The sequence below is a fragment of the Yoonia sp. SS1-5 genome, from assembly GCF_038443705.2.
Lineage (GTDB): Bacteria > Pseudomonadota > Alphaproteobacteria > Rhodobacterales > Rhodobacteraceae > Yoonia > Yoonia rhodophyticola.
In genome coordinates, this window is sequence record NZ_CP151767.2 from 766,602 (window position 1) to 784,363 (window position 17,762).

A 17,762-nucleotide genomic window follows, 5' to 3' on the forward strand; every position below is an offset into this window, starting at 1 on the left:
CTAGCTGTTATCTGCGACAGGTCTGACCCGCGCCGCCCGGCCACCGCGACGGCGCGCGGCGGGTTCTGCCTGCAACGCGGCCTGCAAGGTGATGGTCATCGGGTGATCCGCCGGCATCTGCGCGTATTGATCCAGAAGGGCCCGCGCCTGATCGCGCATATTGCTGTCAGTCGGCACACCAAGCGCCCAATCGAGAAAGATCGTCCGGCATTCGCCCGCCGTAATCCCCTCGATCCGGTAGGCCTCGCGGATCAGGCCCTTGGGGTCATGCGGTTGCTGCGCCATCAGGTCACCCCCAGTTTGGCGGATATCACCTGATCGGCGGCGGCACTTGCCTGCGCCAGGGCGGCAGACAACGCGTCCAGACTGGGTAATCCTGTTTCCCGCAATATGAACCGCACGCCACCCTCGCCCAAACTCTCTGGATCCAGCGCACCACCGGTCAACAACCGGGCCGCTGCCTGTACCTGCCACATAAGCGCAGCGGCTGTGGCCACCGCAGCACTATCTGCGGCACTCAGCCATCCATCACCGACACCGGCAGCAAGTTGTGCCGCCGGATCACGGTCAGACACCCCCGCACGCAAGGCAGCGGTCTGGGCAAAAAGTTCGGTGTCCTGCAGGCGCCCCGGCCCGATCTTGACGTCCCAGCCATCCTTGGCCGGTTTGGCCGCCGCGATCCGGGCGCGCATATCAGCGACATCGGCCAGAACCGTGGCACCTTTCCCCTTCTCTTTCAGAAGCACGCGCCGAAATGCCTCGATCTCGCGGCCCACATCCTGTGCGCCTGCAACGGGCCGGGCGCGGGTCAACGCCAGATGTTCCCATGTCCATGCCGCATCCGTCTGATAACTGCGAAACGCATCCAGTGAGGTGGCGACCGGGCCTTGCCGCCCCGATGGGCGCAGGCGCATGTCGACCTCGTATAGCCGGCCTTCGGCCATTGGTGCACTTAATGCGGTGACCAGCGCCTGTGTCAGCCGGGCGTAGTAGGGCCGGGTCTGCAAGGGCCGCGGCCCATCCGAGGCATCGGCGCCATCAGCGTCATAAATCACAATCAGATCAAGGTCGGAGGCCGCATTCAATCGTCCAGCGCCAAGCGACCCCATCCCCAGCACAACAGCCCCCCGACCCGGCGGCGGCCCATGCTTGCGGGCGAATTCGGCGCAGATAACCGGCCATAACTGGGCAAGGACCGCTTCGGCCAGATCGCTATATTGCTGGCCCGCGCTGTGGGCATCAACCAGCCCGCGCAAATGATGCACGCCAACCCGGAAATGCCATTCCTTGGCCCATCTGCGGGCTGCAATCAGCCTTGCCTCGTAATCATCCGCCCGGGCCAGCACCTGCCCCAGATCGGCGCGCAGGCCTGCAATCCCGGGCCAATCCGCAAAGAAGGCCCCGCCAATGACCGCGTCAAACACACCCGCGTTGCGCGACAGGTAGCGCGCCAGCGCCGGGGCCGTTGCCGCAATATCAACGATCAGCTGGGTGAGCTGCGGATTTGCCTCGAATAAAGAAAAAAGTTGCACGCCCGCGGGCAGGCCAGCGAGGAAGCCATCAAACTGGGCCAGCGCCTCGTCCGGTTTGGCGGCATCCTGTAAACGGCGCATGATTTCGGGCGTGATCCGGCTGAAAATCTCTGTCGCGCGGGCAGATCGCAGGGCCGGATAAGTCCGCCAGCGGGCAACGACATCCGCACCCCATGCCACCCGTTCCGGCTCGGCCGGTTCGGGGGCGAAAAAGCCATCGGTCAGATGATGCACGGCTTCCAGCCGCTCGGTCAGCTCATTGCGCAACCCGGCAACATCACGGCCCATGAACGCCGCCAGCCGGTCAAACCCTTCGGCGCTGTTTGGCAGGCTGTGGGTCTGCGCATCGCCGATCATCTGAAGGCGGTGTTCCACCTCGCGGTGAAAACAGTAATGGGAATAAAGCGCGTCGGCATCATCAGGTTTCAGCCAATCGGCACGGGCCAAAGCCTGCAAGCCTGCGCGGGTCTGCCGCTGTCGTAAGGACGGATCCCTGCCGCCCGCGATCAACTGCCGGGTCTGGGTGAAGAACTCGATTTCGCGGATACCACCACGACCCAGCTTCATATTATGTCCATCAAGAACAAGCGGGCCGTGCAGGCCCTTATGGTCGCGAATTTTCAGCCGCATGTCATGCGCGTCCTGAATCGCGGCAAAATCCAGATGCTTGCGCCAGATGAACGGACGCAAGGTTTCCAGAAATCGTGCGCCCGCCGGAATATTGCCCGCACAGGCGCGGGCCTTGATGTAGGCCGCACGCTCCCACGTGCGCCCCACGCTTTCATAGTAACGCTCTGCCGCCTCCATCGACAGGCAGACCGGCGTGACAGAGGCATCCGGGCGCAATCGCAGATCGGTCCGAAACACATAGCCGCCGGCCGCAACATCAGACAGGATCGCCGTCATCTTGCGGGTCACGCGGATGAACGCGGCCCGCACGTCCTGATAATCTGCCGGATCAAAGCGCGTTTCATCAAACAGGCAGATCAGGTCGATATCGGACGAATAGTTCAACTCGCCCGCCCCCATCTTGCCCATGGCCAGTACTGTCATCTCGGGCGCATCGGCTGGCAATTTGCCCCGCGCCACCTCATGCGCGGTCAGCGCGGTGATACAGGCTTGCACCGCCGCATCTGCAAAATCGGTCAACGTCTGGGTCACTTTTTCAAGGGACCAGACACCCCCCAGATCCGCCAGCGCCACAAGCAACGCGATGCGACGCTTGGCCCTGCGCAGATCTGCCGATAGCGCCTCGCGCGGGGTACGGGATATTTCGGCCAGCATATCGCGAACGGCCGCGTCGGGGTCGTCCAGCGCGCCGGGCAACCATGCGGCCTCTGTTTGCATAAGGCCTGCCAGATAGGGGCTGCAGCCTGCGGCCCCAACGATCAATGGGCGCAGTGCCATATCCAGATCAAGCGATCCCCATGCTTCGCCCCCGCGGTCGGGGTCGTAGGGGTCAGGCGATCGGGTCAGGCTTGCGGTAAAAGACATGTGCCAACAGTGCGGCCGCGATTGCCGCTGGTCAATTGCAACGCGCCGGATAGATTGATCAAAAAGGACAGCATGATCATGAGCAAAAGTCTAAAACGCGTCACCGCAGCATTGCGCGACGTAGGCATTGACAGCACAGCGCTAGAGATGAGCGCCGAGACGCGCACCGCCCAGCAAGCCGCCGATGCGGTCGGTTGTGCATTGGATCAGATCGCTAAATCAGTGATCTTTGTGGGGCAGGACAGCGGCAAGGCCGTCTTGTTCATCACCGCAGGTGGCAATCAGGTAGACGCAAACAAGGCAACGCAAGCCGCCCAGGAACCACTGGGCAAGGCCGATGCCGCGCTGATCCGGCAGCAAACCGGGTTTGCCATCGGTGGGGTCGCCCCAATCGGCCATCTGAACCCGATCCGGGCCTTTCTTGACCCGCGATTGCTGGAATTTGACGAGATTTTTGCCGCTGCCGGCACCCCGCGGCATGTTTTTCCCATTGATCCACGGCTTCTTTTGAAGATTTCAGACGCACAAGTCGCTGATTTTATTATAGATAAAAAGTAAATGTAAAAAACATTTACATAAGCTCTTGATGTGCGGCCCGACCACGCCAATATCTATTCATGTGAAAGGCATTCACATCACATAGATCCAACATCATAAAGGAGCCCACATAATGAACACCGCCACCCCACATTCCCCCATGGCCTATGATCGCCAGCCCGGATTTTTCAGCCGCGCCGAGATGTGGCTGGATGCACGTGGCAAAGGCGCCTGGATCGCCGCCATGGTTCTGGGCTTCATCTTTTTCTGGCCTGTTGGCCTCGCCCTTCTTGCCTACATGATCTGGAGCAAACGCATGTTCAACAAATCCTGCAACGCAATGACCCGCAGCCGTCCGCGGCATATGAGCAAATCCTCGGGCAACAGCGCATTTGACGCCTATAAGTCCGAAACCCTGCGCCGCCTGGAAGAAGAACAGGACAAGTTCGAAGACTTCCTGGAGCGTCTGCGCGAAGCCAAGGACAAGGCCGAGTTCGACCAGTTCATGAATGATCGCGCGAACGGGTCCCATCCGACGGACGACACCAAGGATGACGCCGCCTAATCAGCTGTGACATCCCTGCCAAGTGGCTTTCCCCGGCCGCTTGGCCCTTTTCCATTCCAAACGAGGACCGCAATGACCGCTTCATCCGCCCTGCCCGACCCCGCCCGCAACCCTGCCATCTATCGTGGTGTGGTGCTAAAGCGTGCGCTGGCATGGGTCTTTGACATGGTTCTGATTGTCATTCTGTGCGTCCTTATCCTGCCATTCACCGCGTTTCTGGGCGTTTTCTTTTTCCCGGTCCTGATGCTGGTGATTGGTTTCATCTACCGCTGGTTCACAATCGCGGCGGGCTCGGCCACCTGGGGCATGCAGATCGTGGGAATTACCTTGCGCGATCATCGGGCACGTCGGCTTAGCTCTGAGACCGCATTGCTGCATACGCTGGGCTATACGGTCAGCGTTGCGGTGGCCCCGCTTCAATTGATTTCAGTGCTGATGATGGTTTTCAGCAGCCGGAAACAGGGCCTCACGGATCACCTGCTGGGGACGGCGGCGATCAATCAGGCAGCCCAACAACCTGCAATTGTGTAGCGAAGCGCGAACATCCTTAACCCTGACTTAACGCGGGGGCTTGGCGGAACATAATTCGGTTGCTAATGTTTCCAAAATCGACCGGAAACCTCATGCGCCACACGCTCCCAATCGCACCGCAGTTCTATGTAACTGCGCCCCAGCCTTGCCCGTATCTTGAGGGCAGAATGGAGCGTAAGTTGTTCACTGCGTTGCAGGGCGACACAGCGGGCAAACTGAATGACGCCCTGTCCAAGCAAGGGTTTCGCCGCTCCCAGAACGTGCTTTACCGCCCATCATGCGCGGAATGTTCGGCATGTATGTCGGCCCGCATTGATGTTTCGCTGTTTTCGCATAGCCGCAGCCAGCGCCGGGTTCAGAAACGCGCCGATCATTTGCATCGCCGCGCGACCTCTCCCTGGGCCACGGAAGAACAATATGCCTTGTTCCGCGAATATCTTGACGGACGCCATGCGGCGGGTGGCATGGCTGACATGGACATGTTCGAATTTGCCGCCATGGTCGAGGAAACCCCGATCAAATCCCGGCTAATTGAATATACCGAAGATGAAAGCCTGCGCGCTGTTTGCCTGACGGATATCCTCGATGACGGGCTGTCGATGGTCTATTCCTTCTTTGACCCCGCGCTGGAACGGCTGTCGCTTGGGACTTACATCATCCTGGATCATATCGCGATTGCACGCGATCTTGGCCTGCCCTACGTCTATCTGGGCTATTGGGTGCCGGGCAGCCCCAAGATGAGCTACAAGGCGAAATTCAAGGGGCTGGAGGTCTATCGCAACGGCGCATGGCAACCGCTTTCTGATGCCAATACCTATGCAGCAGACATCCACCCGCTGTCGACCGATCCGATTGCCGAGCAAGTGGCCCGCATCAGCCTGCCGGATGTGCGCAGCTGACATAACAACCGACATCACGCTTTTTCTATTTTGGGGTTAGAAAAGGAGAGACGGTTTGACACGGATAACGTTGAAAAAACGTGCGCTGGAAACCTTGCGGCACGCCAATATCGGTCGGATTAACTTTCAATATGGTCGGTTGCATGTCTATCCGCACCAGTTTGCGCGGATCGCTGAACTGATCGAGGCCGATCATATCAGTTACAGATCCGCCAATGGAAACCACTACGATCCGACGCCCGAACGGGGCCAAAGACACTATATCGGCGTCCACTCTTCCCTGGGCCGCGACGAGAATGGCACCCTGGTTGCGGTGAACCCGTTCCTGCCCAGCAGTCGCGGAACCATCGTGCACGAGGCCTGTCATGCGACACATGACTATCAGCGTGTGACCGTCAGGCACGGCGACAGCATCCTGCCGCGCCAGTTTGAAGGGGCTGCAACACTTGCCGGCTGGATGACCGCCCTGCTTTGGGGGTTTGATCAGGCACCCAGCCCGCAAACGGACACGATGCGACTGGCCGCCGAAAAGGCGCGTCTGGTTCTTGATGGCACGATTGGCCCACGCATCGACGCCGATACGGTGCGCGAACTTGACGCGGCCGTCGCAACCGGTTCAGCGAATATGTATGTTTTCAACGGCACCTGATCAGTGCCGCTGAAATCTGCACAGCCCTTGGGTTCTAGTTCAACAGGTTCGGCACGATGGTCACGACACCGGGGAAGAACGCCAGCAAAAGAAGCCCCGCGACCTGAATGCCGATGAATGGCATGACCCCGCGATAAATCTGCCCCGTTGTGATGGTCTTGGGCGCCACCCCGCGCAGATAGAACAGCGCAAATCCAAAGGGCGGCGTCAGGAAGGAGGTCTGCAGGTTCACCGCAATCATGATCGTCACCCATTTGGGATCAAATGTGCCGCCATAGATCACTGGCCCCACAATCGGGATCACGATGTAAATGATCTCGAGGAAATCCAGCACAAAGCCCAACACGAACAGCACCAGCATGACCAGCAGGAAGACCTGCCATTCATTGTCGAATGATCGCAGGAATTGCTGGATGTAATGTTCCCCGCCAAACGAGATCAGGACAAGGTTCAACAGCTGCGATCCGATCAGGATGGTGAACACCATGGATGTGACTTTGGCCGTCTCGCGGACCACAGGCGCAAGGACGCCCCCGGACAACAGCACCCCGCACGACCATAGCAGCCCGAACATTGCAAAGAGGAAACACCCAAACGCCACCGCATAGGCGACCCGGTTTTCGAACAGAACAACCTCCTGCCCCAGGCGCATGTCGAAGTTGATCCCGATGATCAGCATCAGCACGATGGCAAAGGCGGTCAGCAGCACCATGCGCCCCGACCGTCCCTGATCCTGCAGCTTGCGATATGTGGCCAGCAGGATTGCACCACCCGCGCCAAGTGCCGCCGCCGGCGTCGGGTTGGTGATCCCGCCAAGGATCGACCCCAACACCGCAACAATCAGCACAAGCGGCGGAAAGACGACCCGCAGGATTTCATTGCTTGCCAGATAGTTGGCCGCAATATTCAGACCCGCAAAGGCCACCAGCAACGGAATGGCGATAATCAGTGTCGTCACCCCCGGTGTTGTCAGGGGCGAGATGAATATCACATCCGCCAGCAACATCAGAACGACACCAATTGCCCCCACCACCAGTGGCAGTTTGTCGGCCTGCGGGGCAACACCGCGCGCGACGCAGATCATCAGCCCCATCAGCAGTGCGGTCACGGCGATGCCTGTGCCAATCGGGGCCGCTGCTGCGACCTTTTCCACAACCAGCGCCGCCCGTTCTTCCGGTGCCAGTGCGCGGGCCTCTGCCACGCCGCCGGCCTCGTCGATCTCGGCCTGTTGGGCAAGGGCCGCGTTCCACGCCTCTTCCCCATGCAGATCAATCATCGAGGCCTGACACTCTTCGCTGACGCGGGTCCGCAGGGATGCGGTTTGTCCGGCATCCGTAAAGCTGTCGACAATCACCGATTGGCTGCCAACCAGGCCCACCTGCCCAAACCCGATGGTCAGCGCGATCAATGCAACAGGCACCCCAAGAAGCCATGTCAAACCATGATTGGGTGGGGCCGCATGCCGCGAAACCGCGTCACCCAATTGTACGGGCGGGGCCTTGGACGGGTTGAGCATCGCAAAGCCAAACGCATAGGCCGCATAAAGCGCCGCGAGCAGAATGCCCGGCAGCAAAGCCGCCTGAAACAAGGTTCCCACGGAGACGACCGCGGGCTCACCCAGATAGGTCAGCGCGTCGGAACAGCCCGCCATGCGCGCCCGGTCTTCCTGTGCGGCGGAATACAGATCCCCCGCCAGGGTCCCCAGCAACACGATCACGATGGATGGCGGAATGATCTGCCCCAACGTGCCGGACGCCGCGATAACGCCGGTGGACAATTGCGGCGAATACCCGTTCTTGAGCATCGTCGGCAAGGCCAACAGCCCCATGGTCACAACGGTCGCGCCCACAATACCGGTCGAGGCCGCCAGAAATGCCCCGACGATAACAATCGACACGGCCAGACCACCGGGAAGCGGGCCAAAAACCTTGGCCATTGTGGTCAGCAATTCATCCGCGATGCGGGACCGTTCCAGCACGATCCCCATCATCACGAACATCAGCACCGCCAGCAGGGTCTCAATCGACTGCCCGGCCAGTACCCGTTCATTCATCCGGTTGACCAGAAAGCCCACGTTCCGGTCCAAGGCGACTTCCCAGCCTTGCGGGAACAGCACGTCCTCGTATCGGGGCAGTTCAGGGTATCGGAAGACGGATATCGCGTCGGGCCTGACCCCTTCGGCGATCAGGGCAGCATATTCCGACGATCCGGTATCAACGGCCGCGTGAATAAGCATCCCCGAGCTGTCGAGCGCGGCGATGATCGCAAATGAAATCACCGCCGATCCGCCAATTGCAAAGGCCACAGGGAAGCCTGAAAGAATGCCCGCAAACAACGTCAGAAAGACGATGATGATGCCGACCTCAATGCCATCTAGTCCGAAAAGCATGTCTGTACCGCCCCGCCTTTAGTGAATTTTTGCGACCAATTCGGCGGTAGGATCGCCGATTGGGTCTTTATCAAGATATTTGCCTTCGCTCTCTTCGCCCTCGATCAGTTCGAGATAAGAGCGATAGAAGAACGCAACCGCCTGCAGAAGAACAAGCGCGGTGAACGCGATCAGCAGGACCTTAAAGAGGAAATAGGCGTTGAAGCCATTTGGCGAGAAGCCGATTGTCTCGACGTTCCAGCGCAAGGCGCGGGCCTTGGTCAACAGCCGATCAAGCGTGTCCGATGCGGACGGGTTCGGCACAACAAGGTGGCGCCACAAGAAGAACCAGCCATAGAGCCATGTCAGAATGGCCGCAGGGATCATGAACAGCAAAGACCCGATCATGTCGATGATCCGCTTGGTCCGGTGGCTGACGGCGGAATAAATCAGGTCAACCCGCACATGCCCGCCTTGGACAAATGTGTATGTCACACACATGCACACGATCATCGCATTGTAGAATTTCAGCTCTTCGGCCCACCAGCTGACGTCTTTCGAGAAGGCAACGCCGAAGCCCATGCTGATTTCCGAGACGGCGAATACCCGTTGCATGAAGATGATCACGATCTGCTGCAGAACCATCAGCAAGCCAGCCCAGGCAAAAAAGCGCCCCACCCCGTTTGCGATGCTTTCCAGCACCCAGACACAGCCCCACATGAACTGGTTCTTGATCAGACCAATCACCGTCACCACGAGGAAAATGGCAAGAACGACAAAGAAGAACTCGACCGAGGCACCATAGTAGATAAAGCGCATCAGCGCCTCTTTGATCTCAACCTCGGGCATGTTGCCGTTGGTATATGGCAGCCAGGCCAGCCACAGGTCAGGGTGCAAGAGCGCATAGAACAAATTGTAAAATGCTTCGATCAGGTGCGCAAAGAACCAGCCAACAGCCGTTCCGCCCCATGCATCTACCAAGCCCATATGGAATGTCCCCCCAATTTTCTTGTCGTAGGCAAGACGCGATCTCCCCCTTCGCGCCTTTGTGGCAAGAGCGCTTTTGCACCATGCAAAGCGCTCTTGCCTTGATCTAGATCATCAAAATCTTGATGATTTGCGCAGGCTTAGCCCATCACACGGTCACGCTGAGCACGGTAAGCGCCCTCGGATTGCGTGATCCAGCCGGATGAGGCTGCCATGGATGCGTTATACGAGGCGCGCAGACGGTCATAGATGTCGTCGCCGTTGTACTGATCCATCGTTTCACGTGCGGCCGAGCCCATCGCATCCCAGACAGTGTCAGGGAATTCCAGAACCTTCACGCCGCCAGCCTGCAGACGCTGCAAGGCTGCACCATTGCTGTCCATGAACTGGGCCAGGTTCCACTGATGCGCTTCGCCTGCTGCGATCTCGATGATCTTCTGATGCTCGGGGCTGAGGCTTTCGAACACTTCAAGGTTCGTGGCCAGCGACAGGGCCGCACCCGGCTCGTGCATACCAGCAGTGTAGTAGAACTTGGTGATTTCCTGGAAACCGGCCTTTTCGTCTGCCCATGGGCCGATCCACTCGGTGCCGTCAATCGCACCGGAGGCCAGCGCCTGATACACTTCTGCACCTGGCAGGTTTTGCACCGATGCGCCCATCTTACCCAGCGCTTCGCCACCCAGACCGGGCATGCGGAACTTCAGACCCTGGAAATCTGCCGGGCCTGTGATCTCTTTCGAGAACCAGCCGCCAGCCTGCGGGCCCGTATTCCCGGCGAGGAAGGATTTCAGACCAAAGATCTGCCCAAGCTCGTCATGGAAGTCACGCCCTTCGCCGTGATAATACCAGTTGCTGATTTCCTGTGGGGTCATGCCGAACGGCACAGATGTGAAGAACGCATAACCAGGATGCTGGTTGATGAAGTAGTAGTCCGCACCGTGATACATGTCGGCCTGACCGGATGTGACCGCATCAAACACTTCGAATGCGCCAACAAGTTCGCCAGCGGCTTTCAGGTCGATGGTCAGTGATCCACCGGACATCGCGGTGATCGTGTCGGCGGCGCGCTGTGCGGCGTCATGCACACCGGCAAGGCCACGGCCCCATGTGGTCACAAGTGTCAGCGTCCGGTTGCCCTGTGCATATGCCGGTGCGGCAAGTGACGTTGCCGCTGCTGCACCGCCACCAAGCGCGGAATTTTTCAGAAAAGAACGACGATCCATTAAAAACCTCCCAAATATTTTGCGTGTCGGGCCCGCAGGCGCAGGCGCACGACAGATCGTTACGTAGCGCTGACACTAACGCGAGGATGGGTGATGTAAAATACGTAGTTCTGCGTAGAAACCCGGCTTTTGTCAGATTTACTGACCAATTTGAGGCCCAGTTGCGGCGCTAACAGCCGCGTGCTGTCGAATCAGACTGCGGAATGCCATTTGATTCGACGCTGATTCCCGCGTAACGATTCTGCGCATGACCAGAGTGACCTCCCGGCTCCGCGACAGGCTTGCAATCAGCTATGGACAGAAAATATTTCTTCTGGCCACACTCCCCCTGATTGCAGCGGTTTTCCTGATATTCCTTGTGGTTACAAATCAATCCCGACAGCTGGCCGAGGGCGAGATCCAGACCCTTGAGACCCAGTTGATCGAAACCAAGCGGGAGGAGTTGAGGAACTACCTGTCAATTGCCCGCACGGCCTTTGTGAACACCTATGGCCGCGCCGCACCCGATGATGCGCAGGCCAAACTTGCCGTCACGCGCGAATTGGCTGCGATGCTCTACGGGCAGGACGGCTATTTCTTTGTGTTTGACTATGATGGCAACAATCTTGTGGCCCCCCGCCAGACCTATCTGATCGGGCGCAACTGGTCCGGCCTAACCGACCGCAATGGCATCCCCATCACCGATGAACTGATCCGTATTGCCCGCACCGGCGGTGGCTATCACAGCTTTGACTGGCCCAAACCATCGACCGGGGAAACCGGTCGCATGGTTGTCTACGTCAATGGCCTGCAGGATTGGCAATGGGCTATTGGCACCGGGGTTTTTATCGACGACGTGTTGGAAAACGTGGCTGCGGCCCGGGCCGACGTGGAGGCCCGGATCACCCGGACCTCCTACTATATCGTCGGGATCACGGTTGCCGCCCTCATGGCCGTCTTCACCACCGGCATGTTTCTGAACATCCGCGAGCGGCGGCTGGCAGATGCAAAGCTCAAGGACCTCACCCAGCGCATTATCGACACCCAAGAGGAAGAGCGCGGGCGCGTGGCGCGCGAATTGCATGACGGGATCAGTCAGATGCTGGTAGGCGTTCGCTACGCGCTGGAACTGGCCCGCCGCAAGATGGGCGATACCGGCCACAGTCTGGACAAGGGCATCGCGGGGCTTGGGTCGGCCATACAAGAGGTTCGCCGGATCAGCCGCGACCTGCGCCCCGGCGCGCTGGATGATCTGGGCCTCGGCCCCGCCATCAAGACCCTCAGCGAAGATTTCATGGCCCGGACGGATATTTCCACCGCATTCGAAACCGTCGTCTTCCGCAACCGCCTGGACGAAGAGGCGCGCATCGCCTTGTACCGGATTGCGCAGGAGGCCCTGACCAATGTCGAACGTCACGCCGGCGCAAGCCATGTTGATATCAGCCTCAAAGGCCATCGCAGCGGGGCGATGCTGCGGGTCAGCGACAATGGTCGCGGGATGCCTTGGCCGCAATCCGCCCGCAAGACGACAGGCCTTGGCCTGCGCAACATGCAAGAGCGGATCGAGCAATTGGGTGGGACGCTGCGCATTCTGTCATCAACCTCAGGCACCGTGATCGAGGCCCAGGTCCCCCTGACCCATATGCTGAGCCCGCAAAAGAAAAAGGAAAGCGCATGACGACCCGCGTTTTGATCGTGGATGATCATCCCATGGTCACCGAAGGCATTCAGGCCATTTTGGAAACCTATGACGATATCAGCGTTGTGGGAACGTTGAATAACGGCCAAGAGGCTGTTGATAAAATTACGGAAATGGCCCCTGATGTTGTACTTCTTGACCTCAATATGCCCGGCCTGTCCGGCCTGAACGCGACCGAGATGATCCTCGAAAAACGCCCCGAAACGCGGATTTTGATCCTGTCGATGCATGACAGCCCGGAATATATCTCGACCGCACTTAGCCATGGCGCGCGCGGCTATGTCCTGAAAGATGTGCCAACCGATGAAATTCAGACCGCTATTGAAACGGTCATGCGGGGCGAGAAATATCTGTGCACCGGGGCCAAGGGCTCGCTAACCCCCAAGATCAGCGATGGGCGCGAAGCCCTGACAAGCCGCGAACAGACGATCCTGCTGGAACTGGCCCAGGGTAAATCAAACAAGCAGGTGGCCGCTGGATTGAATATCTCGGTGCGCACGGTCGAGACACATCGCAACAATATCAAACGCAAGCTTGGGATCAGCTCTACCGCCGGGCTGACCCGCTATGCGCTGGAACATGGGGTATTGCAGGGAACAGGCATTTAGCGGCCCTGTTCCGGCCGGCCAAGTCTTTGCAACGCCTCTTGCAGAATGGCGAATGTGGTCTGGAACTTCGGGGCGATACGGGGTGTAACCGTGTCATCAGTTGCGCGGCCCCCTCGCCCCGGTTGTCGCATCACGCTACACGCAGTTTCCGGCATCAAGGCCTCAAGGACCCATCATGACAAATACCCCACTCGACAAAGATATGCTGGTTCAACGCATTCGTGCCAACATGAAAAATGCAGGCAAGCTTCGCTATCAACGCGCGCTGGCAGAGTTCACGGATCAGGCCGGTGCGTTTCTTGGTGACAACGTGTTCGAGACCAGCTTTCTGCTGCGCGAGGGGCAGCCGCCACTGATCTACGAAGTCTCCGGCCCCTATGACGTTGTCAGCAACAACTATGCCACCGTGGGGCGCATCTACGAAAACGGTGAGCGGATTTTTGAGAGCAACATCAAGGATCAGATTCAGGAACGCACCGCCGCAATGGTGTGGATCTTTCTTGCGGCATTGGGCCATCGGCCCCACAACATTCTGCTGGTTGGCGCAGGTACCTTGGCGACCGAAACGGTTAGCTATCTCAAACACTTCCTGCCTGATCTTGCATCGCTGGATTATCACGCCCGCACCGCGCGACCCGACAGTTTTGAGCGTCGTTGCGCAGCACTTGGCGTTGACGCCACCTACCAGCCAGCGCTTGAGCTGACCGGATATGACACGGTGCTGATGATGACCAATACCACCTCCCATCTGGTCGATGCAGGGACGATCAGCCAAATGCCGGAAGGCGGTGTGCTTGCGTCACTCTGCACAACATCGCAGACCGGCGAAATCGCGGGTGATGTCTATAGCCGCGATGATGTGCAGGTGTTCTTTGACTATGATCTGACCCGCAGTTTCACACCCGATATGAAGGCTGCCGATGCCGCAGGCCACCTGACCGATGTCACCATGCTGACAGACCTTATGAGCGCGATTTCCCCTGCAGACCTGTCCGGCAAAAGGAACATCCTCAGGATCACGGGGACCCCAATGCAGAATGTTGCGGTGCTGGATATTCTTCGCGGCGGCTAGGGTCACGGGACCCTAGGGTCAGGACCCATCAATTCCATGTCGCCAGCGCAGATTTCACGAAATATCAGCGGTTTGGGACGCGCAGGCCATAGTTGTTCTACGGGCAAGCGGCCCGCGCCGCTAAGATGAAGTGAAGTCCGCGCCCGAAGGGTTTGGCTGATTTTGGCCGTGAGCAGCGTTACATCCCCTTGAAATAGAACCACTATTACGGCGGGGCTGCGCCTCGTCACGACCAAAATCAGTCAAACTGGCGGCGTGGAATGAATGGGTCCTGACCCTAATGTGATCTGAACGCCTCTGAGCGTCGTTCCAGCACCCGCGCATACCAGGTCAGCGGGAAACAGATGCAGAAAAAGATCATGGCGACAATTCCGTAGACCTTGAAGGGCTCGAATGTGGCGTTGTTGATAACACCCGAGACGCGCACCAGTTCTTCAAAGCCGATGATAGAGGTCACGGCAGTTGCCTTGATCAACTGCACCAGAAAGCCCACCGTCGGGGCGCGCACATAGGCAAAGGCCTGCGGCAGGATGATCAGCCGCATTTGCAGCATCCAGCGCAGCCCAAGTGCCGCACTGCCATCCCATTGCCCCTTGTCCACAGCCTCGACGCCGCCGCGCCAGATCTCGCCCAGAAACGCGCTGGCATAAAAGGTCAGCCCCAGGGCCGCGACCGTCCATGCCTCGATCCGAAACCCAAGCATGGGGAAGCCAAAGAAGATGAGAAACAGCTGCAACAACAGCGGGGTGCCCTGAAACAGGCCGATATAGGCCGCCGCAAAGTTGCGCAGCACCTTGCGCCGCGAGATGCGCATGGACATAATGATCAGCCCCACCACACCGCCACCGATAAAGGCGACAAGCGACAATGCAATCGTCCAACGGGTCGCAAATAAAAGGTTGCGCAGGATGTCCCAATTACTGAATTCGATCATGTGATACCTGCTGCCAGATAGCGCTTGCCCAAGAAGACCAGCGCGCGGCGCAATGCGATGGACATCACCAGATAAACCATTGCGATAACGAAATAGGTCTCGAACGCGCGGAAGGTACGGGCCTGCCAAAGTTCGGCCTCGTGCGTCAGTTCGCGCACAGCGATTTGCGACACAACTGCCGATTCAAGCATCATGATGATGATCTGGCTGACCAGTGCCGGGTAAATCACCACCAGCGCCTGCGGCAGGATGATCTTGAGAAAGGCAACATAGGGTCGCAGCCCCAAGGCGCGGGCCGCATCATGCTGGCCGTCAGGCACCGCATCCAGCCCCGCCCCTATCACCTCGGTCGTGTAAGCGGTCATGTTCAGGATCATCGCCAGCAGGGCCGCGGTAATCGGGTCCAGCCGCAGCCCCAACGCGGGCAATCCGAAAAAGACAAAGAACAGCTGCACCAGAAAGGGTGTGTTGCGGATCAGTTCGACATAGGCAATCACGGCCGCGCGAAGCACGCGGATCCCGCTGCGCTTTGCAGCCGCCGCGATGATGCTCAGGAACAATCCGACAATTGCGGTGATCCCGATCAGCATCAACGTGGTCGAGGCGCCGCGACCGATGGCCGCCAGCGCCTCCCAGAACATTTCTGATGTCAAGGCAGCGCCCTTTTCAGATTATTCTGCTTCCAGGTTTGCAGGATCAAGCGGCGTGCTCAGCCACTTTTCGGATGAGGCGTTCAGCGCGCCCGATGACAGCATCTCTGCCACAGCCTCGTTCAGCACTGCCTTCAGCGCCTCCTCATCCTTGTTGAGCGCGACGCGCGATGGTGAGGTCAAAAGCTGGAATTTCTGTTCGGGGGCCAATGCCTCTTGCCGGGCCAGAACCTGTGCCCCCACATCATTGCCGACAACCATCAGGTCTGCCTGCCCCGAGATAAAGGCCTGAATGACCGCACTGTAATTGTCAAAACGCCGGACTTCGGTGTCATCTGCGGCCACTTCGGTCAGCGATGTGTCCTCCAGCGTGCCGCGGTTGACCGCAACGGTCTTGCCGGCCAGATCCTCGGGTCCCTCGACGGTCATGGCCTCCGGCCCGATCACCGCGATATAATAGGGTGCATAGGCGGCGGCGTAATCAATGACCTCTGCCCGTTCGTCGCTATATCCAACGCTGAGCAGAATATCGACGCGTTTATCGTTCAAAAGCGGGATACGGTTCTGCCCCGTCACGCTTACCAGATTGGCCTCGACACCGATCTTGTCCGCGATGAAGTTTGCCACATCGACATCATAGCCCTGAATGCTCAGATCAGCGCTTGCCGACGAAAACGGCGGAAAGTCAGCAAAAATACCAACATTGATCGTACCCGCAGCCTTGATGTCATCCAGCGCGTCAGCCGATGCCGACAAGGCCCCAAGGCCCAACATCGCTAAAGCACCTGCACAGGCAGCTAATCGGTTCAAAGTCATCATTGCATCTCTCCAATTGAGGCGATCCTTATACAGGACCTGATTTTCAATATACGGGACCTTCCAAGCAGAAGCGGGCAATAGCAAGGTCCAAATGGTGGTTGAGCCGGGCGTGCCCGCGAAATGCCTAATCGCTGGGCAACCGTACCGGTCACAGAAACCAAAAACCGCTTCGAAACGGTTTGAGGGTCTTTCTGACAGCGCGAAACAAGTGTCGGACTACTTGCGCAGGGGCGGCTGTGGCCGGTGGTCGTCGGCTGTGCTACTGCGGGCACATAACCTAAGATCGCAAGGAATGCCGGTTGATATCGGATTGGTTGCGTCATACTCAATTGGGGTGGTTGGTGGCGTGTAGGTAGGACAAAGTTAATGAAGGCGAAGGCCATTCGCGCGCGCGCGATGATGGGCACCATCTTTTTATGTGCAGGCTGTGGCGGAAGCGCGGGTGTTTCAGACAATTCTGGTACATTGGCGGCAGCTTTTGCCGATCTTGCATCAACACAGACTGATCAGCTGCGCAGTATTTCGTTTGATGCCACGGCAAGGACGATCCAGACACTTGATGGTGAAATAGATCGTTCTGCTGACACAGCGAGCGTCGCCGGCCAGACCGGCAGCATCAACGAAGAACGCACCGAAATCGCGATTACATCCGGCGGCGTTGTCACGCTATTGCCTGAGGATGATCGGTTTGCTGTCAGATTTACGGCTGATCCCGCAACTGGAAATCGCCTGATTGGTATTGCGGGTGCCGTGGCACCTGTCTCTGCCCTGCCAAGCGGTACAGTCACTTACAACGGCGATGCCCGGCTTTCCGTGCAAAGCGGTACCGACCTCTACACGCTTGCGGGTGACGTCACCGTCACCGGTGATTTTGGCGGCGGTTCGGTTGATACCACCATAGAAAATCTGTTTGGAACGGTGACAAACGGCATATCGAATTCGGTCGCGGTGACGGATGTTGCAGACATCCAGATTACCGGGTCCGTGTTGAATGGATCATCCTTTTCGGGTGGTGCGCCGACGGTGACGTCTTCTGAGTTTTCAGTGGGACCCACGGCAAGTGTCGCATTTGAAGGGGCCATTTTCGGGCCGTCCGCGACGGAAGCAGGTGGCGCGATGATCATTGATGACACCGCGGACGGCGCCGTCGTGATATTTGGCGATTTCTTGGCCGAGCAATAGCTTGTGCATGACCGATACATTGAAAATAGCGAGT

The 17,762-nt window shown here is 58.5% G+C and carries 17 protein-coding genes; 9 read left to right on the forward strand and 8 right to left on the reverse strand.

What is annotated here, in order from left to right:
* Both AABB31_RS05355 and AABB31_RS05360 read right to left on the reverse strand, forming a co-directional pair.
* Positions 1–285 (reverse strand): hypothetical protein, encoded by a 285-nt coding sequence (locus AABB31_RS05355; RefSeq protein WP_342075490.1) that lies wholly within the window; start codon positions 283–285, stop codon positions 1–3.
* Complete coding sequence (locus tag AABB31_RS05360; protein ID WP_373635504.1) at positions 285–3,026, reverse strand: glutamine-synthetase adenylyltransferase; 2,742 nt, start codon at positions 3,024–3,026, stop codon at positions 285–287. The genes AABB31_RS05355 and AABB31_RS05360 overlap by 1 nt, the downstream gene beginning before the upstream one ends.
* A 78-nt stretch (positions 3,027–3,104) precedes the next feature.
* Here AABB31_RS05360 and AABB31_RS05365 point away from each other — a divergent pair, with 78 nt between their 5' ends.
* From AABB31_RS05365 to AABB31_RS05385, 5 genes are all read left to right on the forward strand, one after another.
* On the forward strand, positions 3,105–3,584 hold the full coding sequence (locus AABB31_RS05365; protein WP_342075489.1) for a YbaK/EbsC family protein: 480 nt from the start codon (positions 3,105–3,107) through the stop codon (positions 3,582–3,584).
* Positions 3,585–3,696: 112 nt separating this feature from the next.
* Complete coding sequence (locus AABB31_RS05370) at positions 3,697–4,128, forward strand: DUF2852 domain-containing protein (RefSeq protein ID WP_342075488.1); 432 nt, start codon at positions 3,697–3,699, stop codon at positions 4,126–4,128.
* A gap of 72 nt (positions 4,129–4,200) precedes the next feature.
* Positions 4,201–4,659 (forward strand): RDD family protein, encoded by a 459-nt coding sequence (locus AABB31_RS05375; protein ID WP_342075487.1) that lies wholly within the window; start codon positions 4,201–4,203, stop codon positions 4,657–4,659.
* Positions 4,660–4,751: 92 nt separating this feature from the next.
* Positions 4,752–5,558 (forward strand): arginyltransferase, encoded by an 807-nt coding sequence (locus AABB31_RS05380; RefSeq protein WP_342075486.1) that lies wholly within the window; start codon positions 4,752–4,754, stop codon positions 5,556–5,558.
* 55 nt (positions 5,559–5,613) lie between these two features.
* Positions 5,614–6,207, forward strand: coding sequence for a hypothetical protein (locus AABB31_RS05385; protein WP_342075485.1), 594 nt, complete (start codon positions 5,614–5,616; stop codon positions 6,205–6,207).
* A 34-nt stretch (positions 6,208–6,241) separates the two neighbouring features.
* On the opposite strand, the gene AABB31_RS05390 is transcribed toward AABB31_RS05385, so the two are convergent.
* The 3 genes from AABB31_RS05390 to AABB31_RS05400 all read right to left on the reverse strand — a co-directional run bounded on the left by AABB31_RS05390 (position 6,242) and on the right by AABB31_RS05400 (position 10,785).
* Positions 6,242–8,596, reverse strand: coding sequence for a TRAP transporter large permease subunit (locus AABB31_RS05390; RefSeq protein WP_342075484.1), 2,355 nt, complete (start codon positions 8,594–8,596; stop codon positions 6,242–6,244).
* An 18-nt stretch (positions 8,597–8,614) separates the two neighbouring features.
* Positions 8,615–9,562, reverse strand: a complete 948-nt coding sequence (locus AABB31_RS05395; protein WP_342075483.1) for a TRAP transporter small permease subunit — start codon at positions 9,560–9,562, stop codon at positions 8,615–8,617.
* 140 nt (positions 9,563–9,702) lie between these two features.
* On the reverse strand, positions 9,703–10,785 hold the full coding sequence (locus AABB31_RS05400; protein ID WP_342075482.1) for a TRAP transporter substrate-binding protein: 1,083 nt from the start codon (positions 10,783–10,785) through the stop codon (positions 9,703–9,705).
* 247 nt (positions 10,786–11,032) lie between these two features.
* Here AABB31_RS05400 and AABB31_RS05405 point away from each other — a divergent pair, with 247 nt between their 5' ends.
* From AABB31_RS05405 to AABB31_RS05415, 3 genes are all read left to right on the forward strand, one after another.
* On the forward strand, positions 11,033–12,442 hold the full coding sequence (locus tag AABB31_RS05405; RefSeq protein WP_342075481.1) for a cache domain-containing protein: 1,410 nt from the start codon (positions 11,033–11,035) through the stop codon (positions 12,440–12,442).
* Positions 12,439–13,071 (forward strand): response regulator transcription factor, encoded by a 633-nt coding sequence (locus AABB31_RS05410; RefSeq protein ID WP_342075480.1) that lies wholly within the window; start codon positions 12,439–12,441, stop codon positions 13,069–13,071. Before AABB31_RS05405 ends, AABB31_RS05410 begins: the two co-directional genes overlap by 4 nt.
* A 175-nt stretch (positions 13,072–13,246) precedes the next feature.
* The gene (locus AABB31_RS05415; RefSeq protein ID WP_342075479.1) at positions 13,247–14,143 is read left to right on the forward strand and encodes a hypothetical protein; all 897 of its coding nucleotides are present in this window, start codon (positions 13,247–13,249) and stop codon (positions 14,141–14,143) included.
* Between the two features lie 277 nt (positions 14,144–14,420).
* Here the strand turns inward: AABB31_RS05415 and AABB31_RS05420 are convergent, their stop codons facing one another.
* Genes AABB31_RS05420 through AABB31_RS05430 form a run of 3 tightly spaced genes read right to left on the reverse strand, consistent with a single transcriptional unit; the run spans position 14,421 to position 16,546 of the window.
* Positions 14,421–15,077, reverse strand: coding sequence for an amino acid ABC transporter permease (locus AABB31_RS05420; RefSeq protein ID WP_342075478.1), 657 nt, complete (start codon positions 15,075–15,077; stop codon positions 14,421–14,423).
* Complete coding sequence (locus AABB31_RS05425) at positions 15,074–15,730, reverse strand: amino acid ABC transporter permease (protein WP_342075477.1); 657 nt, start codon at positions 15,728–15,730, stop codon at positions 15,074–15,076. Before AABB31_RS05425 ends, AABB31_RS05420 begins: the two co-directional genes overlap by 4 nt.
* Positions 15,731–15,748: 18 nt before the next feature.
* A complete protein-coding gene (locus AABB31_RS05430; RefSeq protein WP_342075476.1) occupies positions 15,749–16,546 on the reverse strand; it encodes a transporter substrate-binding domain-containing protein in 798 nt (265 codons plus the stop codon).
* A 366-nt stretch (positions 16,547–16,912) separates the two neighbouring features.
* On the opposite strand from AABB31_RS05430, the gene AABB31_RS05435 reads away from it, so the two are divergent.
* On the forward strand, positions 16,913–17,728 hold the full coding sequence (locus AABB31_RS05435; RefSeq protein ID WP_342075475.1) for a transferrin-binding protein-like solute binding protein: 816 nt from the start codon (positions 16,913–16,915) through the stop codon (positions 17,726–17,728).
* The last annotated feature ends 34 nt before the right edge of the window (positions 17,729–17,762 follow it).